The sequence below is a fragment of the Paracidovorax cattleyae genome (assembly GCF_900104515.1).
Classification (GTDB): Bacteria; Pseudomonadota; Gammaproteobacteria; order Burkholderiales; family Burkholderiaceae_C; genus Paracidovorax; species Paracidovorax cattleyae.
Genome location: NZ_FNJL01000013.1, coordinates 13,066 through 36,152 on the forward strand (window position 1 = coordinate 13,066; position 23,087 = coordinate 36,152).

Consider the following 23,087-nt stretch of genomic DNA (forward strand, 5'->3'; position numbering starts at 1 on the left):
GGGCGTGCGTATCGCACAATGGCCCGCATGCAGTACCACCACATCGCCAACGCCGCCGTGCCCTCCACCGGCGGCCGCACCCTGCCGGTGATCGATCCCTCCGACGGCCAGCCCTACGACGAGATCCAGCGCGGCACGGCCGAGGACATCGACGCGGCCGTGCGCGCGGCGCGGCACTGCCACGACACCGTGTGGCGCACGCTCGCGCCGGCCGAACGGGGACGGCTGCTGATGCGTTTGTCGCAGGCCGTGGCGGCCCATGCGGAGGAGCTGGCGGACATCGAACGGCGCGACTGCGGCAAGCCCACCCGGCAGGCGCGCGCCGACGCCATCGCGCTGGCGCGCTATTTCGAGTTTTATGCCGGGGCCTGCGACAAGCTCCATGGCGACACCATCCCCTACACGGACGGCTACAGCGTGCTCACCTGGCGCGAGCCGCACGGCGTGACGGGGCACATCGTGCCCTGGAACTATCCCATGCAGATCTTCGGGCGCTGCGTGGGCGGCGCGCTGGCCGCCGGCAACGTGTGCGTGGTCAAGCCCTCGGAGGACGCCTGCCTCTCGCTGCTGCGGGTCGCGCAGCTGGCAGCCGAGGCGGGGTTTCCTCCGGGCGCGGTCAACATCGTGACGGGCTACGGGCACGAGGTGGGCGAGGCGCTGGCACGCCACCCCGGCATCGACCACATCAGCTTCACCGGCAGCCCGCGCATCGGCACGCTGATCCAGCAGGCCGCGGCCGAGCGGCACTGCCCGGTCACGCTGGAGCTGGGCGGCAAGAGTCCGCAGATCCTGTTCGCGGATGCCGACCTGGACGCCGCCCTGCCCGCGATCGTCAACGCCATCGTGCAGAACGCGGGCCAGACCTGCTCGGCCGGTTCGCGCGTGCTCATCGATGCGCTCATCTACGAGCGGGTGCTGGAGCGGCTGGCCGGCCTGTTCGAGGCACTGCGCGTCGGGCCCGCGGCCATGGACCTCGACCTGGGGCCGCTGATCCGCCAGAGCCAGCAGCAGCGCGTGTGGGATTTCCTCTCCGACGCGCAGGTGGCGGGCATCCCCGTCATGGCGCAGGGTACCGTGGTGGACGGCGCGCCGCAGACGGGCTTCTACCAGGCGCCCACGCTGCTGCGCGACGTACCGCCGGACCATCGCCTCGCGCAGGAGGAAATCTTCGGCCCCGTGCTCTCGGCCATGCCCTTCGAAGATGAGGACCATGCCGCGCGACTCGCCAACGCCACGCGTTTCGGCCTCGTGGCCGGCGTGTGGACGCGCGACGGCGGCCGCCAGTTCCGCATGGCCCGGCGCATCGCCAGCGGCCAGGTGTTCATCAACAACTACGGCGCCGCCGGCGGCGTGGAGCTGCCTTTCGGCGGGGTGAAATCCAGCGGCCATGGCCGCGAGAAGGGCCTCGAGGCGCTGCACGGTTTCACCACGCTCAAGACCGTGGCCATACGGCACGGGTGAATCGTCAACCCAGCGCGGTATCGAGCAGCATCATCAGCACGAAGCCGATCATGAGCCCCCCGGTGGCCCAGGCCTCGTGCCCCTTGCGGTGCGACTCGGGAATGATCTCGTGGCTGATGACGAACAGCATCGCCCCCGCGGCAAAGCCCAGCCCCCAGGGCAGCAGCCCGGCCGACAGCCCGATGACCGATGCGCCGAGCACCGCACCCAGCGGCTCCACCAGGCCCGAGGCCATGCCCAGCAGCACGGCCAGCCAGCGCCGGTAGCCTGCCGCGAGCAGCGCCACCGCCACCACCAGGCCTTCGGGCACGTCCTGGATGGCGATGCCGGCCGTGAGCGTGCCGGCCTGCAGCGGGCTGGTGCCGCCGTAGGCCACGCCGATCGCCAGCCCCTCGGGCAGGTTGTGCAGCGCGATCGCGAAGACGAACAGCCAGGTGCGCCGCAGCGTGCGCGGCGATGGGCCGCCCTCCACCCCCTTGATGAAATGCTCGTGCGGCAGCACGCGCTCCATGGCGAGCAGCGCCAGGCCGCCCAGCAGGATGGACGTGCCGATGATGCCGCCGGCCGCCCAGCCCCCCGCACCATTGGCTTTCGCGGCTTCCAGGCCCGGGATGATGAGCGAGAAGGAACTGGCTGCCAGCATCACGCCGGCCCCGAAGCCGAAGAGCGTGTCCTGCACGCGCTCCGACAGGCGCTGCGAAAACACCACCGGCAACGTGCCCAGCGCCGTCGCCAGCGCCGCGACGAGGCCGCCCTGCCAGGCCTGGGCCACGCGTGGATTCGCCTGGAGGAACTGCATGAACTGCAGCGCCAGGACCACGGTGCCCGCCACGGCGATGGCCAGGCCCAGCCAGCGGCGGAGGCTCCAGGCGGGACGGCGCAGGGAAAGCGTGTTCTGGGCGGGCATGGACGAAGGCTCCGGCTGGGTTTTCACGATGAAGATCCCGGGGGGTGTTGGGATAGGCGGCGCCGGGATGGGGGATCAGCCGCGTGCCTGCGCGTACCGGCGCGCGACCTCGTTCCAGCGGATCACACGATAGAACGCGGCGATGTATTCGGGGCGCCGGTTCTGGTACTGCAGGTAGTAGGCGTGCTCCCACACATCGAGTCCGAGGATCGGCGTGTGGCCGGACAGCAGCCCGGCCATGAGCGGGCTGTCCTGGTTGCCGCTGCTCTCCACCGCCAGCCGGCCGGCGCCATCGACCACGAGCCAGGCCCAGCCGCTGCCGAAGCGGGTGAGTGCCGCCTTGGTGAAGGCTTCCTTGAACGCGTCGAAACCGCCGAGGTCCCGGTCGATCGCCTCGCCGAGCGTGCCGCCCGGCTGCCCGCCCCCGCCCTGGCCCTCCGGCGCCATCACGGTCCAGAACAGGCTGTGGTTGGCATGGCCTCCGCCGTTGTTGCGCACCGCCGTCTGCAGCGATTCCGGCAGCGACTGCAGGGCCGCCACGAGCGCGTCCACCGGGGTGTCGGCATGCGGCGTGCCTTCCAGCGCCGCATTCAGGTTGTTGATGTAGGTCTGGTGGTGCCTGGTGTGGTGGATCTCCATGGTGCGCGCATCGATGTGCGGCTCCAGGGCGTCATAGGCATAGGGCAAGGCGGGCAGCGTGTGCGGCATGTGGCTCACTTTCGGGCAGGACGAATGGAAGAAGAAGGATCAATCACATTTGAATGATAATTATTCCCATTCTCACTGTTGTCAAGTAGGGCATTGCCCTGCCGTGACAGTTCTTCCACGGCCCCGTAGACCTTCGGCGGTGCGGGGCACGCCGGCCCGCGCCGCCCGTCACTGTCCTGCCGCCGGCACCGCAGACCGGCAGCAGCCCTCCTCCCCGCTGCGTCAGGCCAGGGGCGGCAGCAGGTTCATGAGCATCACCATGGCCAGCCCCACCAGGGCCACGATGGACTGCACCACCGAAATCGTCTTGGTGGCCTCGCCCATGTCCATGCCGAACGATTCCTTCACCAGCCAGAAGCCGGCATGGTTGGCATAGTTGAAGAAGAGCGATCCGCAGCCGATGGACAGTGCCAGCAGCGGCTGGTTCACCGCCGTGCCGGACGCGGCCAGCGGCGCCAGCAGGCCTGCCGCGCCCACGATGCCCACGGTCGCCGAGCCGGTGGAGACCGACAGCAGCATGGAAATCAGCCAGCCCAGCAGCAGCGGGGATACGGGCCACTGGTGGCTCAGGTGGACGATGGCGTCGCCCACGTGCGCGTCGGTCAGCACCTGCTGGAAGGCGCCCCCGCCCGCGATGATGAGCAGCACGTTGGCGATCGGCTTGATGCTGTCGCCCAGGGCCTTGCGCACCGCCTCGGGCCGGCCGGGCCGCAGCGCCAGCACGGCGAAGAGAGCGCCCAGCAGCATGGCGACGATCGGGTGGCCCACGAAGGCGGCGAAATGCAGCAGGGCGGAACCCTTGGGCAGCAGCACCTCGCCCAGCGCATGCAGCAGCATCAGCAGGGCGGGCGCCAGGGCGACCAGCACGCCCAGGCCGATGCCGGGCGGGTTCTGGCGCGCGGGCTGCGCCACAGGGCCGCCAGCGTCGGGTGCTTCGGCAGCATCCGGTGCGTACTGCGCGACCAGGGCATCGTCAGGGCGCACCTTCAGGCGCCGGGCGATGAAGGTGCCGTACACCGGGCCGGCCAGCACGATGGCCGGAATGGCGGCGATGAAGCCGTAGATCATGGTGGCGCCGACGCTGGTCTTCAGCGTGGCGATGGCCGTGAGCGGGCCGGGATGGGGCGGCACCATGCCATGCATGGCCGCCAGCGCGGCGATCACCGGTACCCCGACATACACGTAGGCCGAACCGCTGCCCTGGCGTTCGGCCTCCAGCTTGCGCGCCACACCGAAGATCAGCGGCAGCAGCACGACCAGCCCGACCTCGAAGAACATCGGGATGCCGATGACGAAGGCCACGCCGGCCATGGCCCACGGCAGCATCTTCGTGGAGGCGCGCTCCAGGATGGCGCTCGCCAGGCGGTCGGTGACGCCCGAGTCCGCCAGGATCTTGCCCAGCATGGCCCCCAGTGCCACGACCAGCCCGACCGCGCCCAGCGTCTTGCCTGCTCCTCCGGAGATGGCCGCCACCAGCTTGTCCAGCGGCATGCCCGTGAACAGGCCGGCGGCCACCGAAACGATCAGCAGCGCCAGCAGCGGGTGCAGCCGGGCCCGGGACACGATGAGTGCGACCAGCCCGAGCACGCTGGCCAGCGCCGTGACCAGCAGTTGAATGTCCTGAGAGTTCATGGTGCGCATCCTACCGGCCACGCCCATCCATCCGGCCTCGTGGATGGCGGCCCCGGTGGTGTCCGGTGAAACCCTGAGACTTCCGGCCAAGCACATCCGCACAACGGAACGGCCGCGCCCCGTCCATTCCGGCGGGTGCGCAGGCAACGACAGACCAACGACCGGCCGGCAGCCGGCACGGCCAGCAAGAGAGGGTTCCCATGAAAGACAGCACGTCTCCCGCCGTCGGCGCGGGCACGGATACGCGCGTCGTGCGCGCAGCCATCCACCCCGCCCTCGGCATCGCCCGCGTGGGCAACAGCCGTGAGGACTTCCACATCGGCCCGCAGGTCACCCACCCCGCCCCCAGGGAGCCCGGCTTCTACCGCGACGCGGCCGGTGCGCTCAAGCGCGAGGCGGCCTGCTACCAGTGGCAGATCGCCATGGACATCCCGGAGGCAGCCACGACCGTCCTGCCCCGCCGCAATGCCAAGGTCACGGTCGCCGCGCGGGACACGCTGGCCATCGATGCCGGCGCGCAGCGCATCCAGGGTCCGCATGCCGCCGCCGTCGCGTGCACGGGCCACTTCACCGGCATGGCGGTGCAGATCGGGGAACTGCGCACCGACGGGCAGGGCGGCTGCTGTTCCTGCCCGGCCACGGCGTCTCCGCATCGCCCAGGGGCAGCCCGATCTTCATCGAGGGGGATGGTGATTCCTTCATCAGTGCCGATGGCTGGTACGACGATACCTGCGACGGCCCCGTCTCCGCCATCGTGCGCATTGATGGGCAGCCGGTTCCGGTGGAGGGCGCCTGGGTGGTCAGCGCCCCGCCCAACCAGGCCCCTCCAGGTCAAGGCAGAACGCACGCTGTACGACCTGTTGCACAGTCTCTGCGTGCAGGCGTGCAGGTGGGCTGGCTGCCCTTCCCGAAGGAAATTTCGTTCACGCGCGACGTGTATCCCATCCCGCAGCGGCTCTCGGGACTGCAGTGGGTCAACCAGGGGTTCGCTACGCAGTTCGGCCACAACGGGGTGTTCGATTTCGAGAACCCGGCGTTGATCGAACGCCCCGCCGCCCTTCCCCCTGGCGGCGCCTACGACCCGAACGCGATGCGCCACCTCACCCTCTACAGCGCACCGTTCCGCATCCGGCGCCGGCCGGCCGGCGGGGTGGAGCAGGACTACGGCAGCACGCTCGATCAGGCGACCGCGCTCTCGGCGAACTACCCGCTGTATGCGCAAGGCCCCGGCGACCTCCATCGCTGGATGGGCCTGCCCTGGCAGGCCGACACGGCCTTTTGCCGCGCGGGCTACGACACGCATTACGACCCGTTCGCCCCCGCGTTCTGGCCCGCCCGCGTGACCAACCAGGTGCTCGCCGAGCAGGACTACGCCATCGTGGTGGATTCCGGCCGGCGCGGCTCCCCATCCGTTCACGGCCGCTACACTGGCCTGAGCGCGGTGCCGCCCCCCGGCTTTCCGCGTCCACAGGAGTCATCCGCCATGCGCGTTCCAGGCAAATCCATCATCGTCACCGGCGCCGGCGGCGGCATCGGCGAAGGCATCGCCCGGCGGCTCGCGGCCGAAGGCGGCCTCGTCACCGTGAACGACGTCCGGCCGGACGCCGCCGAACGCGTGGCGGCCGCCATCCGGGCCGACGGGGGCACGGCCCACGCCTTCGCGGCGGACGTCACGCGGTCGGACGAGGTGCGCGCCCTGGTGGCCGAGGCTGTCTCCCGCCACGGCGCGCTGGACGTGGTGGTCAACAACGCCGGCTGGACGCACCGCAACCGCCCCATGCTCGAAGTGACCGAGGAAGAATTCGACCGCGTGTACGCGGTCAACGTGAAAAGCATCTACCTCTCGGCGATGCATGCGGTGCCCGCGATGCGCGGCAACCCGCAACGGGGCGGCAGCATCATCAACATCGCATCCACCGCCGGGCTGCGGCCGCGGCCCGGGCTGACCTGGTACAACGGATCGAAGGGCGCGGTGATCGTGACCAGCAAGTCCATGGCGGCCGAGCTCGGCCCGGACAACATCCGGGTGAACTGCATCAACCCGGTGTTCAATCCCGATACCGGCCTGGCGGCAGAGTTCGCGGGTGGCGAACTCGACGACGCCCGGCGGGCGAAGTTCCTGGCCACGATTCCGCTCGGCCGCTTTTCCACGGCGCTGGACGTGGCGAACGCGGCGCTCTATTTGGCGAGCGACGAGGCCGCCTTCGTGAGCGGTACATGCATCGAAGTGGACGGAGCCCGCTGCGTCTGACGCAGTCAGGCGAAGGTGTTGAGGCGCGTGCCCAGCGTGCCGAACGTCTGCAGGGCCGGTTCAACGAACGGCAGCGATTGCAGCATGGTGGCCTCCAGCGTGCCCGCGGTGGCCAGCGTGGGGTCCAGGGAAGGCAGCGGGTTCAGCAGGCTGTCTTCCAGCGTCCCGAAGGGCACGAGGGAGGGGCCGGTGACGGACACGGGCTGCAGCAGGGCCGACACATCGGACTCCTGCACGGCGAGCGAATTCCGGAGGGCCCCCGCGGCGCTGCCGTTGCGGTCCTGGTAGGCAAAGCTGGCCGTGTTCACGATGGATTGGTAGATGGAGACGTCCATGTCAGCTCCCGTTGTCGCTGCTATCGCATTGTGCTCCCGCCGCCGTCCGGGAGCCAGTGCTTCTGGCACTTGGAGGTGCGGGCCGGCAATAGGTTCCGGGTGCCGGCGGAATTGACGGGCGTCCATATTCCGCCGGCCGTCCATACCCCTACTGCGGCCATGCGGCAGAATCCCGCCATGGCCGAACGTGTGATTCCGCTCGTGGACCAGCGCATCGCCGCGCTGCGGCCGCGCGTGCCCGGCGGCCCCTTCGCCGGGCCTGACGGGCAACTGGCCGATGCGCTGGGCCGCCCCCTGCGCGACCTGCGCATCAGTGTCACCGACCGCTGCAACTTCCGCTGCAGCTATTGCATGCCCAAGGAAGTCTTCGGCAAGGACTATCCCTACCTTTCCCACGGCGACCTGCTCAGCTTCGAGGAGATCACGCGACTGGCGAAGGTCTTCCTGGCCCATGGCGTGCGCAAGATCCGGCTCACGGGTGGGGAGCCGCTGCTGCGGCGCCATCTCGAGAACCTGGTGGAGCAGCTCGCCGGGCTGCGCACCGCGGAAGGCCGCGTACCCGACCTGACGCTGACCACCAACGGCTCGCTGCTCGCCCGCAAGGCCCGGGCCCTGCGCGACGCGGGGCTGGCTCGGCTCACCGTGAGCCTGGACAGCCTGCAGGACAGCGTCTTCCGCCGCATGAACGACGTGGACTTCCCCGTGGCCGAGGTGCTCTCCGGCATCGAGGCCGCCCGGGCGGCCGGTTTCGAGCGCATCAAGGTCAACATGGTGGTCAAGCGCGGCACCAACGACCACGAGATCGTGCCCATGGCCCGCCATTTCCGGGGCACCGGCATCACGCTGCGCTTCATCGAATACATGGACGTGGGCGCCACGAACGGGTGGCGCATGGACGAGGTGCTGCCGTCGGCGCAGGTGATCGACCGGATCCGGCAGGAATTCCCGCTGGTGCAGCTGCTGCCTGCGGCCCCCGGAGAAACCGCCGAGCGCTGGGGTTATGCCGATGCCCTGGGCCGGCACGATCCCGCCCTCGGAGAAGTGGGAACGATCAGCAGCGTCACCCGAGCGTTCTGCGGCGACTGCAGCCGCGCCCGGCTGTCGATGGAAGGCCGGCTCTACCTGTGCCTCTTCGCCACGCAGGGCTGGGACCTGCGCGCGCTGTTGCGCGGCAGCGCAGCCGCCCCCGATCTGGCCGCGGCCATCGCCGGCATCTGGCAGGGCCGCACCGACCGCTATTCCGAACTGCGCGGCAGCCTGGCGCCGGCCACCGGCGCACCGGCTGCGCGGCGCGTCGAGATGAGCTACATCGGCGGATGAGGCACGGGGGGCCCACGGTGATCGGCCGCGCGGACATCGCCGGCATGGTCCTGGCCGGCGGCCAGGGCTCGCGCATGGGCGGGCTGGACAAGGGGTTGCAGCCTTTTCGGGGCCGGCCGCTCGCTGCGGTCGCACTGGAGCGGCTGCGCTCGCAGGCCGCGCCGGGAAGGCTCTCCGTCAGCGCCAACCGCCACCTGGACCGTTACGCCGCGCTCGGCGTTCCCGTGCTGGGCGACGCCCTGCCCGGCCATCCCGGGCCCCTGGCCGGCCTCCTGGCGGGCCTGCAATGGTGCGGCACGCCCTGGCTGCTGGCCGTGCCTTGCGATACGCCCTGCTTCCCCCTCGACCTGGGCGCCCGGCTGGCCGAGGCCGCCATGGCGGCCGGCGCGGACATTGCTATCGCCGCCGCTCCCGAATCCCTGCCGCCCGGCCCCTCCGGCGCCGGGCCGGCGCCGCTGCGCCTGCATCCGGTAGTCTGCCTGCTGCGCGCAGACCTGCAGGGTGACCTGCGGGACTATCTGAATGGCGGCGGGCGCAAAGTGCTGGACTGGATGGGCCGCCATGCGCTGGCCACCGCCACCTTCGACCGCCCGGGGAACGATCCGAACGCCTTCCGCAACGCCAACACACTGGCCGAACTGCACCGCCTCGAAGCCGACACTGCATGAGCCACTCCCAGCCATCCCCCGCCGAGCCGCCCCCGTCGATTTCGCAGGCAACGCCTCCTGGCGCCCCGGTGGCGCACGACCTGCCCGTGGAGGCAGTGCATGCACGGCTCGCCGCGCTCGCCGAACCGGTGCAGGGGATCGAGCAGGTGGGCATCTTCGAGGCGCTCGACCGCGTGCTGGCCGAGGACGTCGTCTCGCCCATGGACGTGCCGCCACACGACAACTCCGCCATGGATGGCTTCGCTTTCGACGGTTCGCTCCTGCAGGAGGGGCATCCTCTGCACCTGCAGGTGGCTGGCACTGTGCTCGCCGGCCACTGCTGGCAGGGGCGCCTCGGCCCGGGCGAGTGCCTGCGCATCATGACCGGCGCGGTGATGCCGCACGGGGCGGATACCGTGGTCCCCCAGGAAGCCGCGCTCCTCGCCCCCTCTCCAGGTGGACTGGAGACCATTACCGTTCCCGCGGACGCGGTCCGCCAGGGCGACCACCGGCGGCGCGCGGGCGAAGACCTTGCAAGGGGCCGGACCGCCCTGGACAGGGGGACCCGGCTGGCACCGGCCGCGCTCGGTCTGCTCGCGAGCCTCGGGCAGTCCGCGGTGCTTGTCGTCCGCCGCCTGCGGGTGGCATTCTTCTCCACCGGGGACGAAATCCTCAGCCCGGGAACGCACTGGTGCGAGGGGGCCGTGTACGACAGCAACCGCTATACCCTGTTCGGGCTGCTGGCCCGCATGGGCGTGGAGGCCATCGACCTGGGTGCCGTACCGGACGAGCCGCAGGCCCTGGAGGCCGCCCTGCGCGCGGCCGCGGCGCGCGCCGATGCCATCATCACCAGCGGCGGTGTCAGCGCGGGCGCTGCCGACCACACACGCACGCTGCTGGACCGCCTGGGCCAGGTGGAGTTCTGGCGCATCGCCATGCGGCCGGGCCGCCCGATGGCCGCGGGCCGCATTCCGCGCCCGCAAGGGGCCGGCGGCGGCGAAGCCGGCACGGACGGTGCCGCGTTGCTGTTCGCGCTGCCCGGCAATCCGGTGGCGGCAATGGTGGCCTTTCTCGTGTTCGTACGGCCGGCCCTGTGGCGCATGATGGGCTGCGAGCCCAGGGTCCTGCCCGCACTGCGCGCCCTCGCGGCCCAGCCGCTGCACAAGCGCCCCGGACGCACCGAATACCAGCGCGGCGTTGTCTTCCAGGATGCGGACGGCACCCTGCGCGTGCGCACCACCGGGCCGCAGGGCTCCGGACTGCTGAGCTCCATGGTGCAGGCCGACGGTCTCATCCTGCTGCCGCATGCCCGCGGCCCTGTCGCCGTGGGCGAGCCGGTGGACGTGCTGCTGTTTGACGGCATGCTCTGACACGGGCAGGCCCGCGCCCGGCGTACGCTTGCAGCCATTGCCCACCGACCGGAAAGCCCCATGCCCTATACCGCCCAGCACCTCGCCGAAGCCCCCACGCGGGAGGACATCGACCGCCTGCAGGGGGCAGCCGTCCTGGAGTTCGGCACGCCCTGGTGCGGCTACTGCCAGCGCGCGCAGCCGCTGATCGAAGCCGCCCTCAAGGACCACGACAGCGTCCAGCACATCAAGGTCGAGGACGGCCCGGGCCGCCCGCTGGGCCGCAGCTTCGGCGTGAAGCTCTGGCCCACCCTGGTGTTCCTGCGCGACGGCAAGGAGATCGACCGCGTGGTCCGCCCGCAGGACGCGACAGCACTGCAGCCAGGCATGCAGGCCATCGCCCATGCACCGGCCATCAGCATCGGCCCGGCCTGAAGCGCGGCTGCCCGACGTGCAGTCGGCCTAGCCGCGGCCCAGGGCCTTGTCCACGCCCTTGTTGGCGAGAGCGTCGGCGCGCTCGTTGCCGGGATCACCCGCGTGGCCTTTCACCCACCGCCAGTCGATCACATGGCCGCCGCCGGCCACGAGGTCATCGAGCCGCTTCCACAGTTCCACGTTCTTCACCGGCTGGCCGGACGCCGTGCGCCAGCCTTTTTTCTTCCACCCCTGGATCCACTCCGTGATGCCCTTGCGCACGTACTGGCTGTCGAGGTACAGCGTGACCGCGCACGGGCGCTTGAGCGCGCCCAGGGCCTCGATCACGGCCAGCAGTTCCATGCGGTTGTTGGTGGTGCCCAGTTCCCCCCCGAACAACTCCTTTTCCAGCGCGCCCGAGCGAAGCACCACACCCCAGCCGCCGGGTCCCGGATTGCCCTTGCAGGCCCCGTCGGTATAGATCACAACCTGATTCAAAACTCGCTCTCTTCCTTTGTCGTCATTCATCGCTTCCGCCTCATCGACCGCCCCGCCGCCACGACGCGCCGCCGGCCCCCGGCCCGGCGCGTTGCGCCACGGGGACCGTCGCCGCGCGCGCCTGCGGGGCCTGGCCGGTGCGCCAGGAGGGCTCCAGCAGGCGCATTCCGTGCACGCGCTTGACGGCCACCACCATGTAGGCGGCCCCGAGTATCGGCCACCAGCGCGCGCCCACGGCATCCAGCCACTCGTATCGTTCGAGCCAGCGCGTGCTGCGCACCGCAGGGCGGTAGGCGCCGAAGCTGATGGTCTCGATCTCGAAGTTCAGCAGCCGCAGCCAGTCGCGCAGCCGCCAGTGGCCGATGAACTCGCCCACGTCGGGAAGGTAGAGCCGCCCGCCGGCCCCCAGGCGCTGGTACAGCCGCACGCGCCGCTGCCGCAGGCCCCAGAGGCTCACGGGATTGAGTCCGCTCACCACCAGCCGGCCTTCCGGCATCAGCACCCGGTGCACCTCGCGCAACGCCGCGTGCGGATCCACGCTGAGCTCCAGGGCATGCGGCAGCAGCACCAGGTCGAGGCTGTTCTCGGGAAATGGCAGCGCCACCGGGTCGGCCAGCAGCGCCGCGCGGGCGGTGTCGTCTGCCGTTCCGGTTTCGGCCTCTGCCGGCGGCGGCCACAGCAGCGCTTCGGCAGCGCCGAGCGCCAGCCAGCGGTGCGGCATGCGGTTGGCCCGCAGCCCCTGCAGGCCGGGCATGCCGAGCTGCAGCGCATGGAAGCCGAACACGTCGGCCACCATCTCGTCGTAGCGCTCCTGCTCCCACGCCAGCAGGTAGCGGCCGGGCGGTGAGTCGAACCAATGGTGCAAACCTATAATTTCGTCGCTCATGAACTTGCTGCCGCTGCCCGCTTTCACCGACAACTACATCTGGATGCTGCACGAAGGCCATTCGGCCGCCGTGGTCGATCCAGGGGAGGCCGGCCCGGTGCTGCAGACCCTGCAGCACCACGGCCTGGCATTGCAGGCGATTCTAGTCACGCACCACCACGGCGATCATGTCGGCGGCGTGGCAGCGCTGCGCGAGGCCACCGGCGCACCGGTGTACGGCCCGGCACGCGAGTCGATTCCGCAGCCGGCGCAGCCCCTGGCCGATGGCGACACGCTGCAGGTAGTGGGCCTGCAACTCTCAGTGATCGGTGTGCCCGGCCACACCGCGGGGCACATCGCCTACTATGCCGCGGACGCGGCGGGCGGCCCCCTGCTCTTCTGCGGCGACACGCTGTTTTCCGGCGGCTGCGGCCGGCTCTTCGAGGGCACGCCCGCCCAGATGCAGCACTCGCTCGACCGCCTCGGCGCGCTGGCACCGGAGACGCGGGTGTGCTGCGCCCATGAATACACACTTTCGAACCTCGCTTTCGCGCGGGCCGTGGAACCCGGCAACGCGGCGCTGCTCCAGTACAGCGCGCACTGCGAGGCGCTCCGAGCCGCTGGGCAGCCCACCCTGCCCTCCCGGCTCGGCACCGAGCATGCCGTGAACCCCTTCCTGCGGACGCGGGAGCCTGCCGTGGCGCACGCGGCGCAGGCCTTCGATCCGCGCACCGACGCTGCCGACCCGGCTTCGGTGCTGGCGGCACTGCGCCAGTGGAAAAACGAATTCCGACCGACCTGACCCCATGAAACTCCTGCACATCCTGGGCCTCGCGAGCGTGCTCTGGCTCACCGGCTGCGCGGCACCCGGCACCCCCGGCAAGGACGCCCCGGCCACCTCCTCCAGCACGGGCGGCACCGCGGCCACCCCGCCCGTGGCCGGTTCTCCCCCGCTGCGCCCCATCACCGCCGCGGACGCGAGCCACTTCGGCGTGACCTCGCTGGCCGCGCCCACCGACCTGTGGGACCGCATCCGCCGCGGCTTCGCCATGCCGGACCTCGACCAGGACCTGGTGCGCGACCGCGAGCTCTGGTATGCCAGCCGGCCCGATTACATGCAGCGCATGACCGAGCGCTCCAGCAAGTACATCTTCCACATCGTGGAAGAACTGGAGCTGCGCGGCATGCCCACCGAACTGGCGCTCCTGCCCTATATCGAGAGTGCCTTCAACCCCATGGCGATCTCCAGCGCCAAGGCCGTGGGCATGTGGCAGTTCATGCCCGCCACGGGCAGCGACTACCAGCTCAAGCAGAACGCCTTCCGCGACGACCGGCGCGACGTGCTCGCGTCCACGCGCGCGGCGCTGGACTACCTGCAGCGGCTCTACGGCATCTTCGGCGACTGGCACCTGGCCCTGGCTGCCTACAACTGGGGCGAAGGCAATGTGAGCCGCGCCATCGCCCGCAACCAGAAGATGGGCCTGGGCACCGGCTACACCGACCTGAACATGCCGGCGGAAACCCGCATGTACGTGCCCAAGCTGCAGGCGGTGAAGAACATCGTCGCGCACCCGGAGCGCTTCAACACCGAGCTGCCGCTGATCGAGAACCACCCCTACTTCCAGACGGTGGACATCACCCGCGACATCGACGTCTCGCTGGTCGCCAGCCTGGCGGGCGTGCGCGAGCAGGACTTCCGCGAGCTCAACCCCTCGCTGCACAAGCCCATCATCCTCGCGGCCGGCATGCCGCAGATCCTGCTGCCCTGGGACAACGCGCAGGTCTTCCGCAAGAACCTGGAGGCCTACACCGAGGGCCAGTACGCGAGCTGGACGGTCTGGAGCGTGCCGACCACGATGAGCGTCTCCGCGGCGGCGCAGCGCGTCGGCATGAGCGAGGCCGACCTGCGCAACGTGAACAAGATCCCGCCGCGCATGCTCATCAAGGCCGGATCGGCCCTGATGGTGCCCCGCGGCAACGCGACGCAGGCGGACGTGCCCGGGCAGCTGGCCGACAACGGCCAGGTCGCGTTCACCCCCGAGATCGTCACCCGCCGCACCACGGTGCGCGCCGGCAAGCGCGATTCTGTGGCCACCATCGCCCGGCGCTACAAGGTCACCACTGCAGACGTCTCGAACTGGAACGACGTCAAATCCACGGCCTCCTTCAGGGCCGGCGAGGCGGTGGTCGTGTATCTGCCGGTGCGCATGACGTCCGGCCCCTCGGCCACCAGCGGCAGCCGGAGCAGCCGGCAGTCGGCCGCGCCCTCCAGGGGCACGGCGAAGAAGGCTGCGGCGCCCGCGCCTTCCCGCAAGGGCGGTACGCCGTCGCGCGTGAAGAAGCGCTGACGGGAAAGCGCTGGCGGGGCGCCGCCCGCGCCCGTCAGATCCTCAGATTGTGCATTCCCACCAGCCCGAGCACGCCGATGAGGATGAGGTAGATCGCCACGATGAAGTTGAGCAGGCGCGGCATCACCAGAATGAGGATGCCGGCGATGAGGGCCACGAGCGGGCCGATGCTGAGGTTCAGTGTCATGGGAGAGGGTTCCTCGGGAACGGGTTGGAGGCTGCAAGCAGGCGTCCGCAGCGCGGCCGGCCGGTGCCCGGATGCCGTTTGCCGGGCAGTGGCCGGAATCTAACGCCGGGCCATGGCGCCGCCATGTCGGACCAGGGCGCCACTTCGGCGCCTGCCGCCAGACTCAGGCATTGAACTTCGCCTTGGCCCTGCGTGCATATTCGTTGGTATACGTGCGCCCGAGATCCACCTTCGAGGCGGCCCATTCCGGTCGCAGCCGCGCCAGCGCGCGCAGGGCCGTGGCAGGACCGTCGTCGGGCATCATGCCGTCCGGAGAGAAGGTGTCGCGCACCTTGTGGAACGCCGCCATGTAGGCGCCGCGGTCGCCGAGCAGGTCGTCCTGCGGCACCACGCGCATGAGGTCCGTGGCGCTGGCCGTCTGCAGCCACTTGAGCGCATGCACCATGGCATGCACGAGCGCCTGCGACACCGTGGCGTGCTGCTGCACGAAAGCCCTGGGCGCGTACAGGCTGGACGAAGGCATGGTGCCGCCGAAGAGCTCCTGCGATCCCTTGAGGGTGCGGGTATCGCACAGCAGCCGCACCTCACCGTGCTGCTCGAGCACGCTCACCACCGGGTCGGCATGGCAGAGCGCATGGATGCGGCCCTGGCGCAGCGCGGACATTGCGCCGCGGCCGGAGGCGCCCACGCCGACGAAGGAAATACCCTCCAGCGATGCGCCGTTCTGCGACAGCGCCAACTGCGCCAGCATGTGCGTGGATGAGCCCGGTGCCGTCACGCCCACCCGCAGGCCCTTGAAGCTCTGCACGCTCCGCATGGGCCAGCTGCGCGCGGAGGCGGCGAATGCCAGCTGCGGAGCCCGGCCCTGGAGCACGAGGGCGCAGTAGTCCAGCCCCTGCAGTTGCCGGCGCAGCGTATGGTCGTAGCCCCCGCAGCAGACATCCGCCGCGCCCTGCTCCACGGCCTGCAGCGCGAGCGCTCCACCGGCGTAATCCTGGATCGTCACGTCCAATCCTTCGGCGCGGAAGAAGCCCAATTGCCAGGCCACGGTGAGGGGCAGGTAGTACAGCAGGCCCGCTCCGCCCACGGCCACCCGCACCCGTCCCTGGGATGCCGCGCTGAACGACGGCACCAGCGCGTGCGCACCGGCACCTGCCAGGCCGGCCAGCGGCAGGGACAGGGCCATCGCGCCCAGGCGGCGGCGGCTGAAGGACGACGGGGTCATGGAACGGAGCGTGATTTATGCTGCACTGCAGCAATCGTGCCCGAAAACCTTCCCGCCGGCACCGGGGAAAATCCCTGTAAACCGCAAGGAAAAGCAGGGAACCGAAGCCGGACCGGCTTCGCCATGCGGCCATGCCCGAGGCGGGCTGCAGTCCCGTCAGCGGTAGCCCAGGAAGAAAATGGCCGCGTTGACCGCGAACGCGCCCAGCCAGACGGCGCTGCGGACGGTGGGCATGTCGGAGACGTACATCAGCACGTAGAACACCCGCAGCAGCACGAAGGTCAGCGCCAGCAGGTCCAGCAGGGTCTGCGCGGCCCCCAACTGGTGCGCGACGATCACCGCGCCGATGAAGAACGGCAGGCATTCGAAGGTATTGGCCTGCGCTGCGAGCGCGCGGGCGCGCCAGTCGGTCTGCCTCGCTGCCCAGCCACGCGGATCGCGGTTGTCCGCGGCCCTGAATCCGCCGCGCTTGGCCAGCACGGCGCAGGCCACGGGCATGAGCGCCATCGCGAAAACGCACCAGTACGCCACGGTGAAGCGGGCGATGTGCAGGGAATTCATGTCGATCTTCCGGAAAGTCTGGCGCCGCCCGGGCTATCGCCGGTCCACGAGGGCGTGGGCGATGGTGCCCAGGTCCACATACTCCAGTTCGCTGCCCACGGGCACGCCGCGCGCGAGCCGCGTCACGTGCATGCCGCTCGCCTTGAGCGTTTCGCTGAGGGCATGTGCGGTCGCCTCGCCCTCGGCCGTGAAGTTGGTGGCGAGGATGACTTCCTGGACCACGCCATCGCCCGCACGCTCCAGCAGCTTGCCGAAGCCGATGTCCTTCGGGCCGATGCCGTCGAGCGGAGACAGCTTGCCCATCAGGACGAAGTAGAGCCCCCGGAAGGCACCCGTGCGCTCCAGCGCGGCCTGGTCCGCGGGGGTTTCGACCACGGCCAGCCGGGAGCCGTCGCGCGAGGGATCGAGGCATGTCGAGCACACCTCGCCCTCGGTGAAGGTGTGGCAGCGCGCGCAGTGCCGCACCGACTGCGCGGCGTCGTGCAGTGCGCGGGACAGCAGCTCGGCGCCCTGCCGGTCGTGCTGCAGCAGGTGAAACGCCATGCGCTGGGCCGACTTCACACCCACGCCCGGCAGGCGCCGCAGTGCCTGCACGAGGGTGTCGAGGGAGTGCATGTCGGAGCCGGACGGCATGGCAGGCATGCCGGTCAGAAGGGGAACTTCATTCCGGGCGGCATGCCCGGCATGCCGGCGGCCAGCTTGCCCATCTTCTCCTGCGAGGTTTCCTCGGCCTTGCGCACCGCGGCATTGAAGGCGGCGGCCACCAGGTCTTCCAGCATGTCCTTGTCGTCCGACAGCAGGCTGGGGTCGATGGTGACGCGCTTCACGTCGTGCTTGCAGGTCATCAGCACCTTGACGAGACCGGCGCCGGATTCGCCCTCGACCTCGATCAGGGCGAGTTCGTCCTGGGCCTTCTTCAGGTTGTCCTGCATGGCCTGGGCCTGCTTCATGAGGCCGGCGAGTTGTCCTTTGTTGAACATGGGATTCCTTTTCTCTGGGGGGTCTAAGACACGAAAGCGAAAAAATCAGGCGGGGCCGGCAGGACGGTGCGCTGCGCAGCCACTCCGGACCGTTCCGCGCGCCGTGCGAGCGTTCATGCAGGCCTTCATGCGGGCTTGATGCTGCCAGGGACGATTCTCGCCCCGAAGTCCCGCACCAGCGCCTGGACGTAGGGGTCGTTTTCCACGATCTCCTGCGCACGCCGCTGCCGTTGCGCGGCCGCGTGCGCATTGCGCCGCGCGGGACTGTCGATGACGGCGCCCACCTCCACGCTGATCTGACGGGCGAAGCCGGCCGCCTCCAGCGCAGCGCGCAGGCGCTCGCGGGCGGTGGGCTGGTTGAGCGACTCGCGCTCCACGCGCAGCAGCCAGTGGTCGGCGTCGCGCGCCACCAGTTGGGACTGCAGCGCGAGTTCGCGTACCAGCGCATTGATGGCCTCGGCCGCGACCAGATGCATCACGGTGGCATGCCAGACATCGCCCTCTTCCGTCGGCGTGTAGCGGGCCGAGGCCGGCAGGGTGCCGGGCGCGGCGGCCGCAGGCTGCAGCCGCATGCCGGGCTCGGGTGCGACCCGCACGGGAATGGCCACGAAATCCGGGGCGCTTGCGGCAGGCGCCGGCGCTTCGGCGGGCCGGGGCGCGTGCAGGTCGGCGGGCGTCCTGACCGGCAGGCGCACGGCCGCCGCCACGGCAGTGCCGGACGAAGGCGCCTCTGCAGGAGCGGACGCGGCATCCACCGTCGCGGTCTCCGGGGGCGGTTCCGCCCAGGGCGCCCGGGCGTGCGGCGGCTCCTGCAGCGGGGAAGCGGACCGGGCGGACGGCACGTGGGTTTCGGTTTCGGCGGGAGTGGCCTCAGGCCTGCGCACAGGTGCCACGGGGGCAGGCCCGGCCGGCGCTGCGTCCGCCTCGGGCGCCGGAATCGAGGGCGCAGGCTCCGCAGCGGGCGCCGGCTCAGGCGCCGGGGGCTCCGCCGGGGAAGGTTTCAGTGTTTTTTTTTCCGCCGGGGGCGCTCCGCCCTCCGCTGCCGGCTTGAACGCCAGCAGCCGCAGCAGCGCCATGGTGAGGGCCGCGTACTCGTCGGGCGCGAGACCGAGCTCCGTGCGTCCGTGCAGGCAGATGCTGTAGAGCAGTTGCGTCTCGTCGGCGGGCAGCGTTCCGGCCAGCCGTGCCACCTCGGAGCCTTCCGGATCGGCCGGATCCACCGCTTCGGCCATCTGGGGGACGGCCTGGAACACGGCCATGCGCTGCAGCACGGCGCTCATTTCCTCGAGCGTGGAGGCAGCAGACAGCCCGTGCATGCGCAGGGACTCGGAGGTCTCCACCACCGTGCGCCCGTCGCCGCGCGCCAGCGCGTCGATCAGGCGGAACACATAGCTGCGGTCCACGCTGCCCAGCATCTGGCGCACGCCGGCTTCCTGGAGCTGGCCGCTGCCGAAGGCGATGGCCTGGTCGGTGAGCGACAGCGCATCGCGCATGGAGCCGCGCGCCGCGCGCGCCAGCAGCCGCAGCGCCTGCGGCTCGGCCGGTACGCTTTCCTGGGCGAGCACCCGGGTGAGGTGCTCCAGCACGGTCTCCGGCGCCATGGGCCGCAGGTTGAACTGCAGACACCGGCTGAGCACGGTGACCGGCACCTTCTGCGGATCGGTCGTTGCCAGCACGAACTTCAGGTATTCCGGCGGCTCCTCCAGCGTCTTGAGCATCGCGTTGAACGCGGTGTTCGTGAGCATGTGGACCTCATCGATCATGAAGACCTTGAATCGGCCCTGCACGGGCTTGTACACGGCCTGCTCCAGCAGGCCCTGCACCTCGTCCACGCCGCGGTTGGATGCGGCGTCGAGCTCGGTGTAATCGACAAAGCGGCCGGCATCGATGTCCCGGCATGCCTGGCATACGCCGCAGGGCGTGGCGGTGATGCCGCCCTGCCCGTCCTCGCCCTGGCAGTTGAGCGACTTGGCCAGGATGCGCGACACCGTGGTCTTGCCCACCCCCCGCGTGCCGGTGAAAAGGTACGCATGGTGCAGGCGCTGCTGGATGAGCGCATTGGAGAGCGCCTGCACCACATGTTCCTGCCCGACCATCTCCGAGAAGGTCTTGGGACGGTATTTGCGGGCGAGCACGAGATAGGACATCTGCGGGATTCTACGGGGGTCGCCAGCCCCCGCAGGCGCGTACAGGCCACTAACATTTGGTGACAGGCCGTCGCCGGTCATTTCCGCACCGGCCACCTGCACTGGAAAAGAGGTGATCATGGACAAAGACACGCCTTGGCTCGCCCGCATGGGCATCGCCCGCCGCCTGGGCCTGCTGATCGGCTGCGCCCTGCTGGGCATCGTGCTGATCACCGCCGTGCTGCTGGCCTCCGAGCGCAAGCTCATCATGGAAGAGCGCCAGGCCAGCGTGCGGCAGACGGTGGAAGTCGCCCACAGCCTGGTCACCTATTACCAGGCCCTTGCCGCCCAGGGAAAGCTCACCGATGCCCAGGCCCGGCAGATGTCCATGGACGCCCTGCGCGCCATGCGCTACAGCGGCAACGAATATCTCTGGATCAACGACATGGGGCCGGTCATGCTCGTGCACCCCATCCGCCCCGAGCTGGAAGGCAAGAACCTGGCGGAGACCAAGGACCCGACCGGCAAGTACCTGTTCATGGCTTTCGCTGACATGGTGCGGCAAAGCGGCGCGGGCTTCGTTCCCTACCTGTGGCCCAAGCCCGGCGCAACCGACCCTGTACCCAAGATCTCGTACGTCAAGGGTTTCGCCCCCTGGGGTTGGGTGATCGGATCGGGGGTGTACGTGGACACGGTGGCCGCCACGGTGAATGAACGCATCCTGCGCTTCGGACTGGGCGCGCTGGTGCTGGCGGGCCTGCTGCTCGCGCTGGGCCTGGCGATCGCCCGCGGCCTGGTGCGCGAACTGGGCGGCGAGCCCGGCGAAGCATTGCGCGTCAGCGACGCCATCGCGCAGGGCCACCTCGCCCATCCGATCGCCCTCAAGCAGGGCGACCGGTCCAGCGTGCTGCACGGGCTGGAGCGCATGCGCCAGAGCATCGCCCATATCGTGGCCGAGGTACGGTCCGGCACCCAGTCGATCAACACGGCCTCGGCCGAGATCGCGGCGGGCAACAACGACCTCTCCGCCCGCACCGAGCAGCAGGCCAGCGCCCTGCAACAGACGGCCGCCTCGATGGAGCAGCTCACCAGCACCGTGCGCCAGAACGCCGACAACGCCCGCCACGCGGCGCAGCTGGCAGGCTCCACGTCCGAGGTCGCGCAGCGCGGCGGCGCGATGGTCGGGCAGATGGTGAGCACCATGGGCGCGGTGACCGATTCGTCCCGGCGCATCGTGGACATCATCGGCGTGATCGACGGCATCGCGTTCCAGACCAACATCCTGGCGCTGAATGCCGCCGTGGAAGCGGCCCGGGCCGGCGAGCAGGGCCGCGGCTTCGCGGTGGTCGCCAGCGAGGTGCGCAGCCTCGCTCAGCGCTCGGCCTCGGCCGCTAAGGAGATCAAGCAGCTGATCGACACCTCGGTGCAGCAGGTGCGCGAAAGCTCCCGCCTGGTGAACCAGGCCGGCACGACCATGGGCGAGGTGGTGGACAGCGTGCAGCAGGTGGCGCGCCTGATCCAGGAGATCGCCTCCGCCAACCAGGAGCAGGCCGCCGGCATCGACCAGGTGAACCAGGCCGTGACCCACATGGACCAGGCCACCCAGCAGAACGCCGCGCTGGTGGAAGAGGCCACCGCCGCGGCCCAGTCCCTGACCAGCCAGGCCTCGCGGCTGGAGCAATTGGTGGGCGTTTTCCGGATCACGGCATCGGTGGACGGGAATTTGCCCGGAGGCCCCCCGGTGATTGGGTACAATCCGCAGTGACGGGCCTCCCCGCATGGGGAAGCGGCCAACCGGGTCAGGTGGGGAACCAAGCAGCCCTAACCGTGGAGCCAGTGCCGGGGGTAAGGCTCGTCAACTTCATTTCCCTTTCTGCAGCCACTGCAGCACGCCCTGCCCCGCCGCTGCGCCGGTGGCCATGCAGGCCGTGAGCAGGTAGCCCCCCGTAGGGGCTTCCCAGTCCAGCATCTCCCCGGCGCAAAACACGCCCGGCCAGGCCGCCAGCATGCCGTGGGCATCCGCCGCCTCGAATGCGACCCCCCCGGCCGCGCTGATGGCCTCGTCCAGCGGCCGGCAGGCCACCACGGTGACCGGCACCGCCTTGATCGCATGCGCCAGCGCCCGCGCATCCTGCATGCCCTCCCTGCCCAACTGTTCATACAGCACTGCGACCTTGATGCCGTCGAGCCCGAGGCGGCTCTTGAGGTGGCTGCTCAGGCTGCGCGAGCCGCGCGGATGCCGCACTTCCTTCTCCACGCGCTCGGGCGTATGGTCCGGCAGCAGGTCCAGGTGGAAGGTGGCGTGCCCATGGGCGGCGATCTCGTCGCGCAGCAGGGCGGAGGCCGCATACACGAGGCTGCCCTCGACGCCGGACGCCGTGGCCACGAACTCGCCGCGGCGGTGGAACGCCCGTCCCTGGCTGTCGGTGAAATGCAGGGCCACCGACTTGAACGGCTGGCCGGCAAAGCGCTCGGCGAAGTGCGGCGTCCATCCCACCGGCGGGGCACCGCGCCCCAGGAGCGCCTGCAGGAACTCGCGCCGGCTGGCGTCGGCCGGAGCGCCGGGGCCCAGCACATCGAAGCCGCAGTTCGCCGGCCGCAGCGGCGCCACCGCCACGCCCCGGGCCTCCAGCCACGGTACCCAGGCCCCGTCGGAGCCCAGGCGCTGCCAGCTTGCGCCGCCCAGGGCCAGCACGGCAGCGCGCGCCTGTACCTGCACCTCGCCCGCCGGGGCGGCGAAGCGCAGCGCGACCGCCCCCGGCGTGGAGCCAGCCCCGGGCGCAGCCTCCCCCTCGGAGCCGAGCCAGCGGTGCCGCATGTGGAACTGCACGCCCATGCCGCGCAGCCGGTGCAGCCAGGCCCGCAGCAGCGGCGCGGCCTTCATGTCCACCGGGAAGACACGGCCGGAGGTGCCGACGAAGGTCTCCACGCCCAGCGCCCGCGCCCAGTCGCGCAGGGCATCGGGGCCGAAGGCGTGCAGGACGGGCTCCAGGGCACCGGCACGGTCGCCGTAGCGCTCCAGGAAAGGGCCGAACGGCTCGGAGTGCGTGAGGTTGAGTCCGCCCTTGCCCGCCAGCAGGAACTTGCGTCCCACCGAGGGCATCGCGTCGAACACCTGCACGGACAGGCCGCGCGCGGCCATCACCTCGGCTGCCATCAGGCCCGACGGCCCGCCGCCGACCACGGCCACATCACAGGTCGGAAGGCCGGCGGCCGGCAGGGAAGCGGAAGAAGACGACATGGCGGTGCGAACAGTGGGCGTGGGGAGGAAGG

At 70.4% G+C, this 23,087-nt stretch carries 22 protein-coding genes, 1 other RNA gene and 1 pseudogene; 11 read left to right on the forward strand and 13 right to left on the reverse strand.

The features are described from left to right. Nucleotides 1–27: 27 nt before the first annotated feature. Complete coding sequence (locus tag BLR05_RS12210; protein WP_092834854.1) at nt 28–1,461, forward strand: aldehyde dehydrogenase family protein; 1,434 nt, start codon at nt 28–30, stop codon at nt 1,459–1,461. 4 nt (nt 1,462–1,465) lie between these two features. On the opposite strand, the gene BLR05_RS12215 is transcribed toward BLR05_RS12210, so the two are convergent. The 3 genes from BLR05_RS12215 to BLR05_RS12225 form a co-directional block, all read right to left on the reverse strand. After that, nucleotides 1,466–2,368, reverse strand: coding sequence for a ZIP family metal transporter (locus tag BLR05_RS12215; RefSeq protein ID WP_092834751.1), 903 nt, complete (start codon nt 2,366–2,368; stop codon nt 1,466–1,468). A 75-nt stretch (nt 2,369–2,443) separates the two neighbouring features. Beyond that, nucleotides 2,444–3,076, reverse strand: coding sequence for a superoxide dismutase (locus BLR05_RS12220; RefSeq protein WP_092834752.1), 633 nt, complete (start codon nt 3,074–3,076; stop codon nt 2,444–2,446). Nucleotides 3,077–3,298: 222 nt separating this feature from the next. Beyond that, nucleotides 3,299–4,708, reverse strand: a complete 1,410-nt coding sequence (locus BLR05_RS12225; RefSeq protein WP_092834855.1) for a GntP family permease — start codon at nt 4,706–4,708, stop codon at nt 3,299–3,301. Nucleotides 4,709–4,908: 200 nt separating this feature from the next. Here BLR05_RS12225 and BLR05_RS12230 point away from each other — a divergent pair. Continuing rightward, nucleotides 4,909–5,978: pseudogene (locus BLR05_RS12230) on the forward strand (LodA/GoxA family CTQ-dependent oxidase); the annotation flags it as partial. A gap of 213 nt (nt 5,979–6,191) precedes the next feature. Further along, complete coding sequence (locus tag BLR05_RS12235; RefSeq protein WP_092834856.1) at nt 6,192–6,959, forward strand: SDR family oxidoreductase; 768 nt, start codon at nt 6,192–6,194, stop codon at nt 6,957–6,959. A gap of 5 nt (nt 6,960–6,964) precedes the next feature. Here BLR05_RS12235 and BLR05_RS12240 read toward each other — a convergent pair whose 3' ends face one another. Beyond that, on the reverse strand, nt 6,965–7,294 hold the full coding sequence (locus BLR05_RS12240) for a hypothetical protein (protein WP_092834753.1): 330 nt from the start codon (nt 7,292–7,294) through the stop codon (nt 6,965–6,967). A 177-nt stretch (nt 7,295–7,471) separates the two neighbouring features. Between BLR05_RS12240 and moaA the strand changes: the two genes are divergently transcribed. From moaA to BLR05_RS12260, 4 genes are read left to right on the forward strand one after another with little or no spacing between them, the layout of a single operon-like run. Then, entirely contained in the window at nt 7,472–8,614 is a 1,143-nt protein-coding gene (gene moaA, locus BLR05_RS12245; protein ID WP_167361254.1) for a GTP 3',8-cyclase MoaA, read from the forward strand. Between the two features lie 17 nt (nt 8,615–8,631). Next, a complete protein-coding gene (gene mobA / locus BLR05_RS12250; RefSeq protein ID WP_244160091.1) occupies nt 8,632–9,282 on the forward strand; it encodes a molybdenum cofactor guanylyltransferase MobA in 651 nt (216 codons plus the stop codon). Continuing rightward, nucleotides 9,279–10,631, forward strand: coding sequence for a molybdopterin molybdotransferase MoeA (gene moeA, locus BLR05_RS12255; protein WP_092834756.1), 1,353 nt, complete (start codon nt 9,279–9,281; stop codon nt 10,629–10,631). Before mobA ends, moeA begins: the two co-directional genes overlap by 4 nt. Before the next feature lie 60 nt (nt 10,632–10,691). Next, complete coding sequence (locus BLR05_RS12260; RefSeq protein WP_092834757.1) at nt 10,692–11,045, forward strand: thioredoxin family protein; 354 nt, start codon at nt 10,692–10,694, stop codon at nt 11,043–11,045. Between the two features lie 27 nt (nt 11,046–11,072). Here BLR05_RS12260 and rnhA read toward each other — a convergent pair whose 3' ends face one another. Together rnhA and BLR05_RS12270 are read right to left on the reverse strand one after the other, a co-directional pair. Beyond that, a complete protein-coding gene (rnhA, locus tag BLR05_RS12265; RefSeq protein ID WP_092834758.1) occupies nt 11,073–11,522 on the reverse strand; it encodes a ribonuclease HI in 450 nt (149 codons plus the stop codon). A gap of 40 nt (nt 11,523–11,562) precedes the next feature. After that, nucleotides 11,563–12,408: a class I SAM-dependent methyltransferase gene (locus BLR05_RS12270; RefSeq protein ID WP_092834759.1), complete on the reverse strand. Its 846-nt coding sequence runs from the start codon at nt 12,406–12,408 to the stop codon at nt 11,563–11,565. Here BLR05_RS12270 and gloB point away from each other — a divergent pair. Both gloB and BLR05_RS12280 read left to right on the forward strand, forming a co-directional pair. Further along, entirely contained in the window at nt 12,407–13,189 is a 783-nt protein-coding gene (gene gloB / locus BLR05_RS12275; RefSeq protein ID WP_167361255.1) for a hydroxyacylglutathione hydrolase, read from the forward strand. The two genes, BLR05_RS12270 and gloB, sit on opposite strands and share 2 nt — an antisense overlap. A 4-nt stretch (nt 13,190–13,193) precedes the next feature. After that, nucleotides 13,194–14,735, forward strand: coding sequence for a transglycosylase SLT domain-containing protein (locus BLR05_RS12280; protein WP_092834760.1), 1,542 nt, complete (start codon nt 13,194–13,196; stop codon nt 14,733–14,735). Between the two features lie 34 nt (nt 14,736–14,769). Here the strand turns inward: BLR05_RS12280 and BLR05_RS12285 are convergent, their stop codons facing one another. The 6 genes from BLR05_RS12285 to dnaX all read right to left on the reverse strand — a co-directional run bounded on the left by BLR05_RS12285 (nt 14,770) and on the right by dnaX (nt 19,835). Beyond that, a complete protein-coding gene (locus tag BLR05_RS12285) occupies nt 14,770–14,922 on the reverse strand; it encodes a DUF3096 domain-containing protein (RefSeq protein ID WP_013594967.1) in 153 nt (50 codons plus the stop codon). 163 nt (nt 14,923–15,085) lie between these two features. Then, entirely contained in the window at nt 15,086–16,147 is a 1,062-nt protein-coding gene (locus BLR05_RS12290) for an ABC transporter substrate-binding protein (protein ID WP_092834761.1), read from the reverse strand. Nucleotides 16,148–16,303: 156 nt separating this feature from the next. Then, nucleotides 16,304–16,708, reverse strand: coding sequence for an MAPEG family protein (locus tag BLR05_RS12295; RefSeq protein WP_092834762.1), 405 nt, complete (start codon nt 16,706–16,708; stop codon nt 16,304–16,306). Between the two features lie 33 nt (nt 16,709–16,741). Continuing rightward, nucleotides 16,742–17,341: a recombination mediator RecR gene (gene recR / locus BLR05_RS12300; protein WP_092834858.1), complete on the reverse strand. Its 600-nt coding sequence runs from the start codon at nt 17,339–17,341 to the stop codon at nt 16,742–16,744. A gap of 14 nt (nt 17,342–17,355) precedes the next feature. Continuing rightward, the gene (locus tag BLR05_RS12305) at nt 17,356–17,688 is read right to left on the reverse strand and encodes a YbaB/EbfC family nucleoid-associated protein (RefSeq protein WP_092834763.1); all 333 of its coding nucleotides are present in this window, start codon (nt 17,686–17,688) and stop codon (nt 17,356–17,358) included. Nucleotides 17,689–17,813: 125 nt separating this feature from the next. Further along, nucleotides 17,814–19,835 (reverse strand): DNA polymerase III subunit gamma/tau, encoded by a 2,022-nt coding sequence (dnaX, locus tag BLR05_RS12310; RefSeq protein ID WP_092834764.1) that lies wholly within the window; start codon nt 19,833–19,835, stop codon nt 17,814–17,816. Between the two features lie 118 nt (nt 19,836–19,953). Between dnaX and BLR05_RS12315 the strand changes: the two genes are divergently transcribed. Further along, on the forward strand, nt 19,954–21,579 hold the full coding sequence (locus tag BLR05_RS12315; protein WP_092834859.1) for a methyl-accepting chemotaxis protein: 1,626 nt from the start codon (nt 19,954–19,956) through the stop codon (nt 21,577–21,579). Further along, nucleotides 21,578–21,674: signal recognition particle sRNA small type (ffs, locus tag BLR05_RS12320), an RNA gene on the forward strand. Before BLR05_RS12315 ends, ffs begins: the two co-directional genes overlap by 2 nt. A 1-nt stretch (nt 21,675) precedes the next feature. On the opposite strand, the gene BLR05_RS12325 is transcribed toward ffs, so the two are convergent. Continuing rightward, nucleotides 21,676–23,055 (reverse strand): TIGR03862 family flavoprotein, encoded by a 1,380-nt coding sequence (locus BLR05_RS12325; protein ID WP_092834765.1) that lies wholly within the window; start codon nt 23,053–23,055, stop codon nt 21,676–21,678. Between the last annotated feature and the right edge of the window lie 32 nt (nt 23,056–23,087).

Bases quoted from the DNA above. Each gene is read 5' to 3' on its own strand.
- BLR05_RS12210 (WP_092834854.1), top strand. From the start codon at position 28: ATGCAGTACCACCACATCGCCAACGCCGCCGTGCCCTCCACCGGCGGC.
- BLR05_RS12215 (WP_092834751.1), bottom strand. From the start codon at position 2,368: ATGCCCGCCCAGAACACGCTTTCCCTGCGCCGTCCCGCCTGGAGCCTC.
- BLR05_RS12220 (WP_092834752.1), bottom strand. From the start codon at position 3,076: ATGCCGCACACGCTGCCCGCCTTGCCCTATGCCTATGACGCCCTGGAG.
- BLR05_RS12225 (WP_092834855.1), bottom strand. From the start codon at position 4,708: ATGAACTCTCAGGACATTCAACTGCTGGTCACGGCGCTGGCCAGCGTG.
- BLR05_RS12235 (WP_092834856.1), top strand. From the start codon at position 6,192: ATGCGCGTTCCAGGCAAATCCATCATCGTCACCGGCGCCGGCGGCGGC.
- BLR05_RS12240 (WP_092834753.1), bottom strand. From the start codon at position 7,294: ATGGACGTCTCCATCTACCAATCCATCGTGAACACGGCCAGCTTTGCC.
- moaA (WP_167361254.1), top strand. From the start codon at position 7,472: ATGGCCGAACGTGTGATTCCGCTCGTGGACCAGCGCATCGCCGCGCTG.
- moeA (WP_092834756.1), top strand. From the start codon at position 9,279: ATGAGCCACTCCCAGCCATCCCCCGCCGAGCCGCCCCCGTCGATTTCG.
- BLR05_RS12260 (WP_092834757.1), top strand. From the start codon at position 10,692: ATGCCCTATACCGCCCAGCACCTCGCCGAAGCCCCCACGCGGGAGGAC.
- gloB (WP_167361255.1), top strand. From the start codon at position 12,407: ATGAACTTGCTGCCGCTGCCCGCTTTCACCGACAACTACATCTGGATG.
- BLR05_RS12270 (WP_092834759.1), bottom strand. From the start codon at position 12,408: ATGAGCGACGAAATTATAGGTTTGCACCATTGGTTCGACTCACCGCCC.
- BLR05_RS12280 (WP_092834760.1), top strand. From the start codon at position 13,194: ATGAAACTCCTGCACATCCTGGGCCTCGCGAGCGTGCTCTGGCTCACC.
- BLR05_RS12285 (WP_013594967.1), bottom strand. From the start codon at position 14,922: ATGACACTGAACCTCAGCATCGGCCCGCTCGTGGCCCTCATCGCCGGC.
- BLR05_RS12290 (WP_092834761.1), bottom strand. From the start codon at position 16,147: ATGACCCCGTCGTCCTTCAGCCGCCGCCGCCTGGGCGCGATGGCCCTG.
- BLR05_RS12295 (WP_092834762.1), bottom strand. From the start codon at position 16,708: ATGAATTCCCTGCACATCGCCCGCTTCACCGTGGCGTACTGGTGCGTT.
- recR (WP_092834858.1), bottom strand. From the start codon at position 17,341: ATGCCGTCCGGCTCCGACATGCACTCCCTCGACACCCTCGTGCAGGCA.
- BLR05_RS12305 (WP_092834763.1), bottom strand. From the start codon at position 17,688: ATGTTCAACAAAGGACAACTCGCCGGCCTCATGAAGCAGGCCCAGGCC.
- dnaX (WP_092834764.1), bottom strand. From the start codon at position 19,835: ATGTCCTATCTCGTGCTCGCCCGCAAATACCGTCCCAAGACCTTCTCG.
- BLR05_RS12315 (WP_092834859.1), top strand. From the start codon at position 19,954: ATGGACAAAGACACGCCTTGGCTCGCCCGCATGGGCATCGCCCGCCGC.
- BLR05_RS12325 (WP_092834765.1), bottom strand. From the start codon at position 23,055: ATGTCGTCTTCTTCCGCTTCCCTGCCGGCCGCCGGCCTTCCGACCTGT.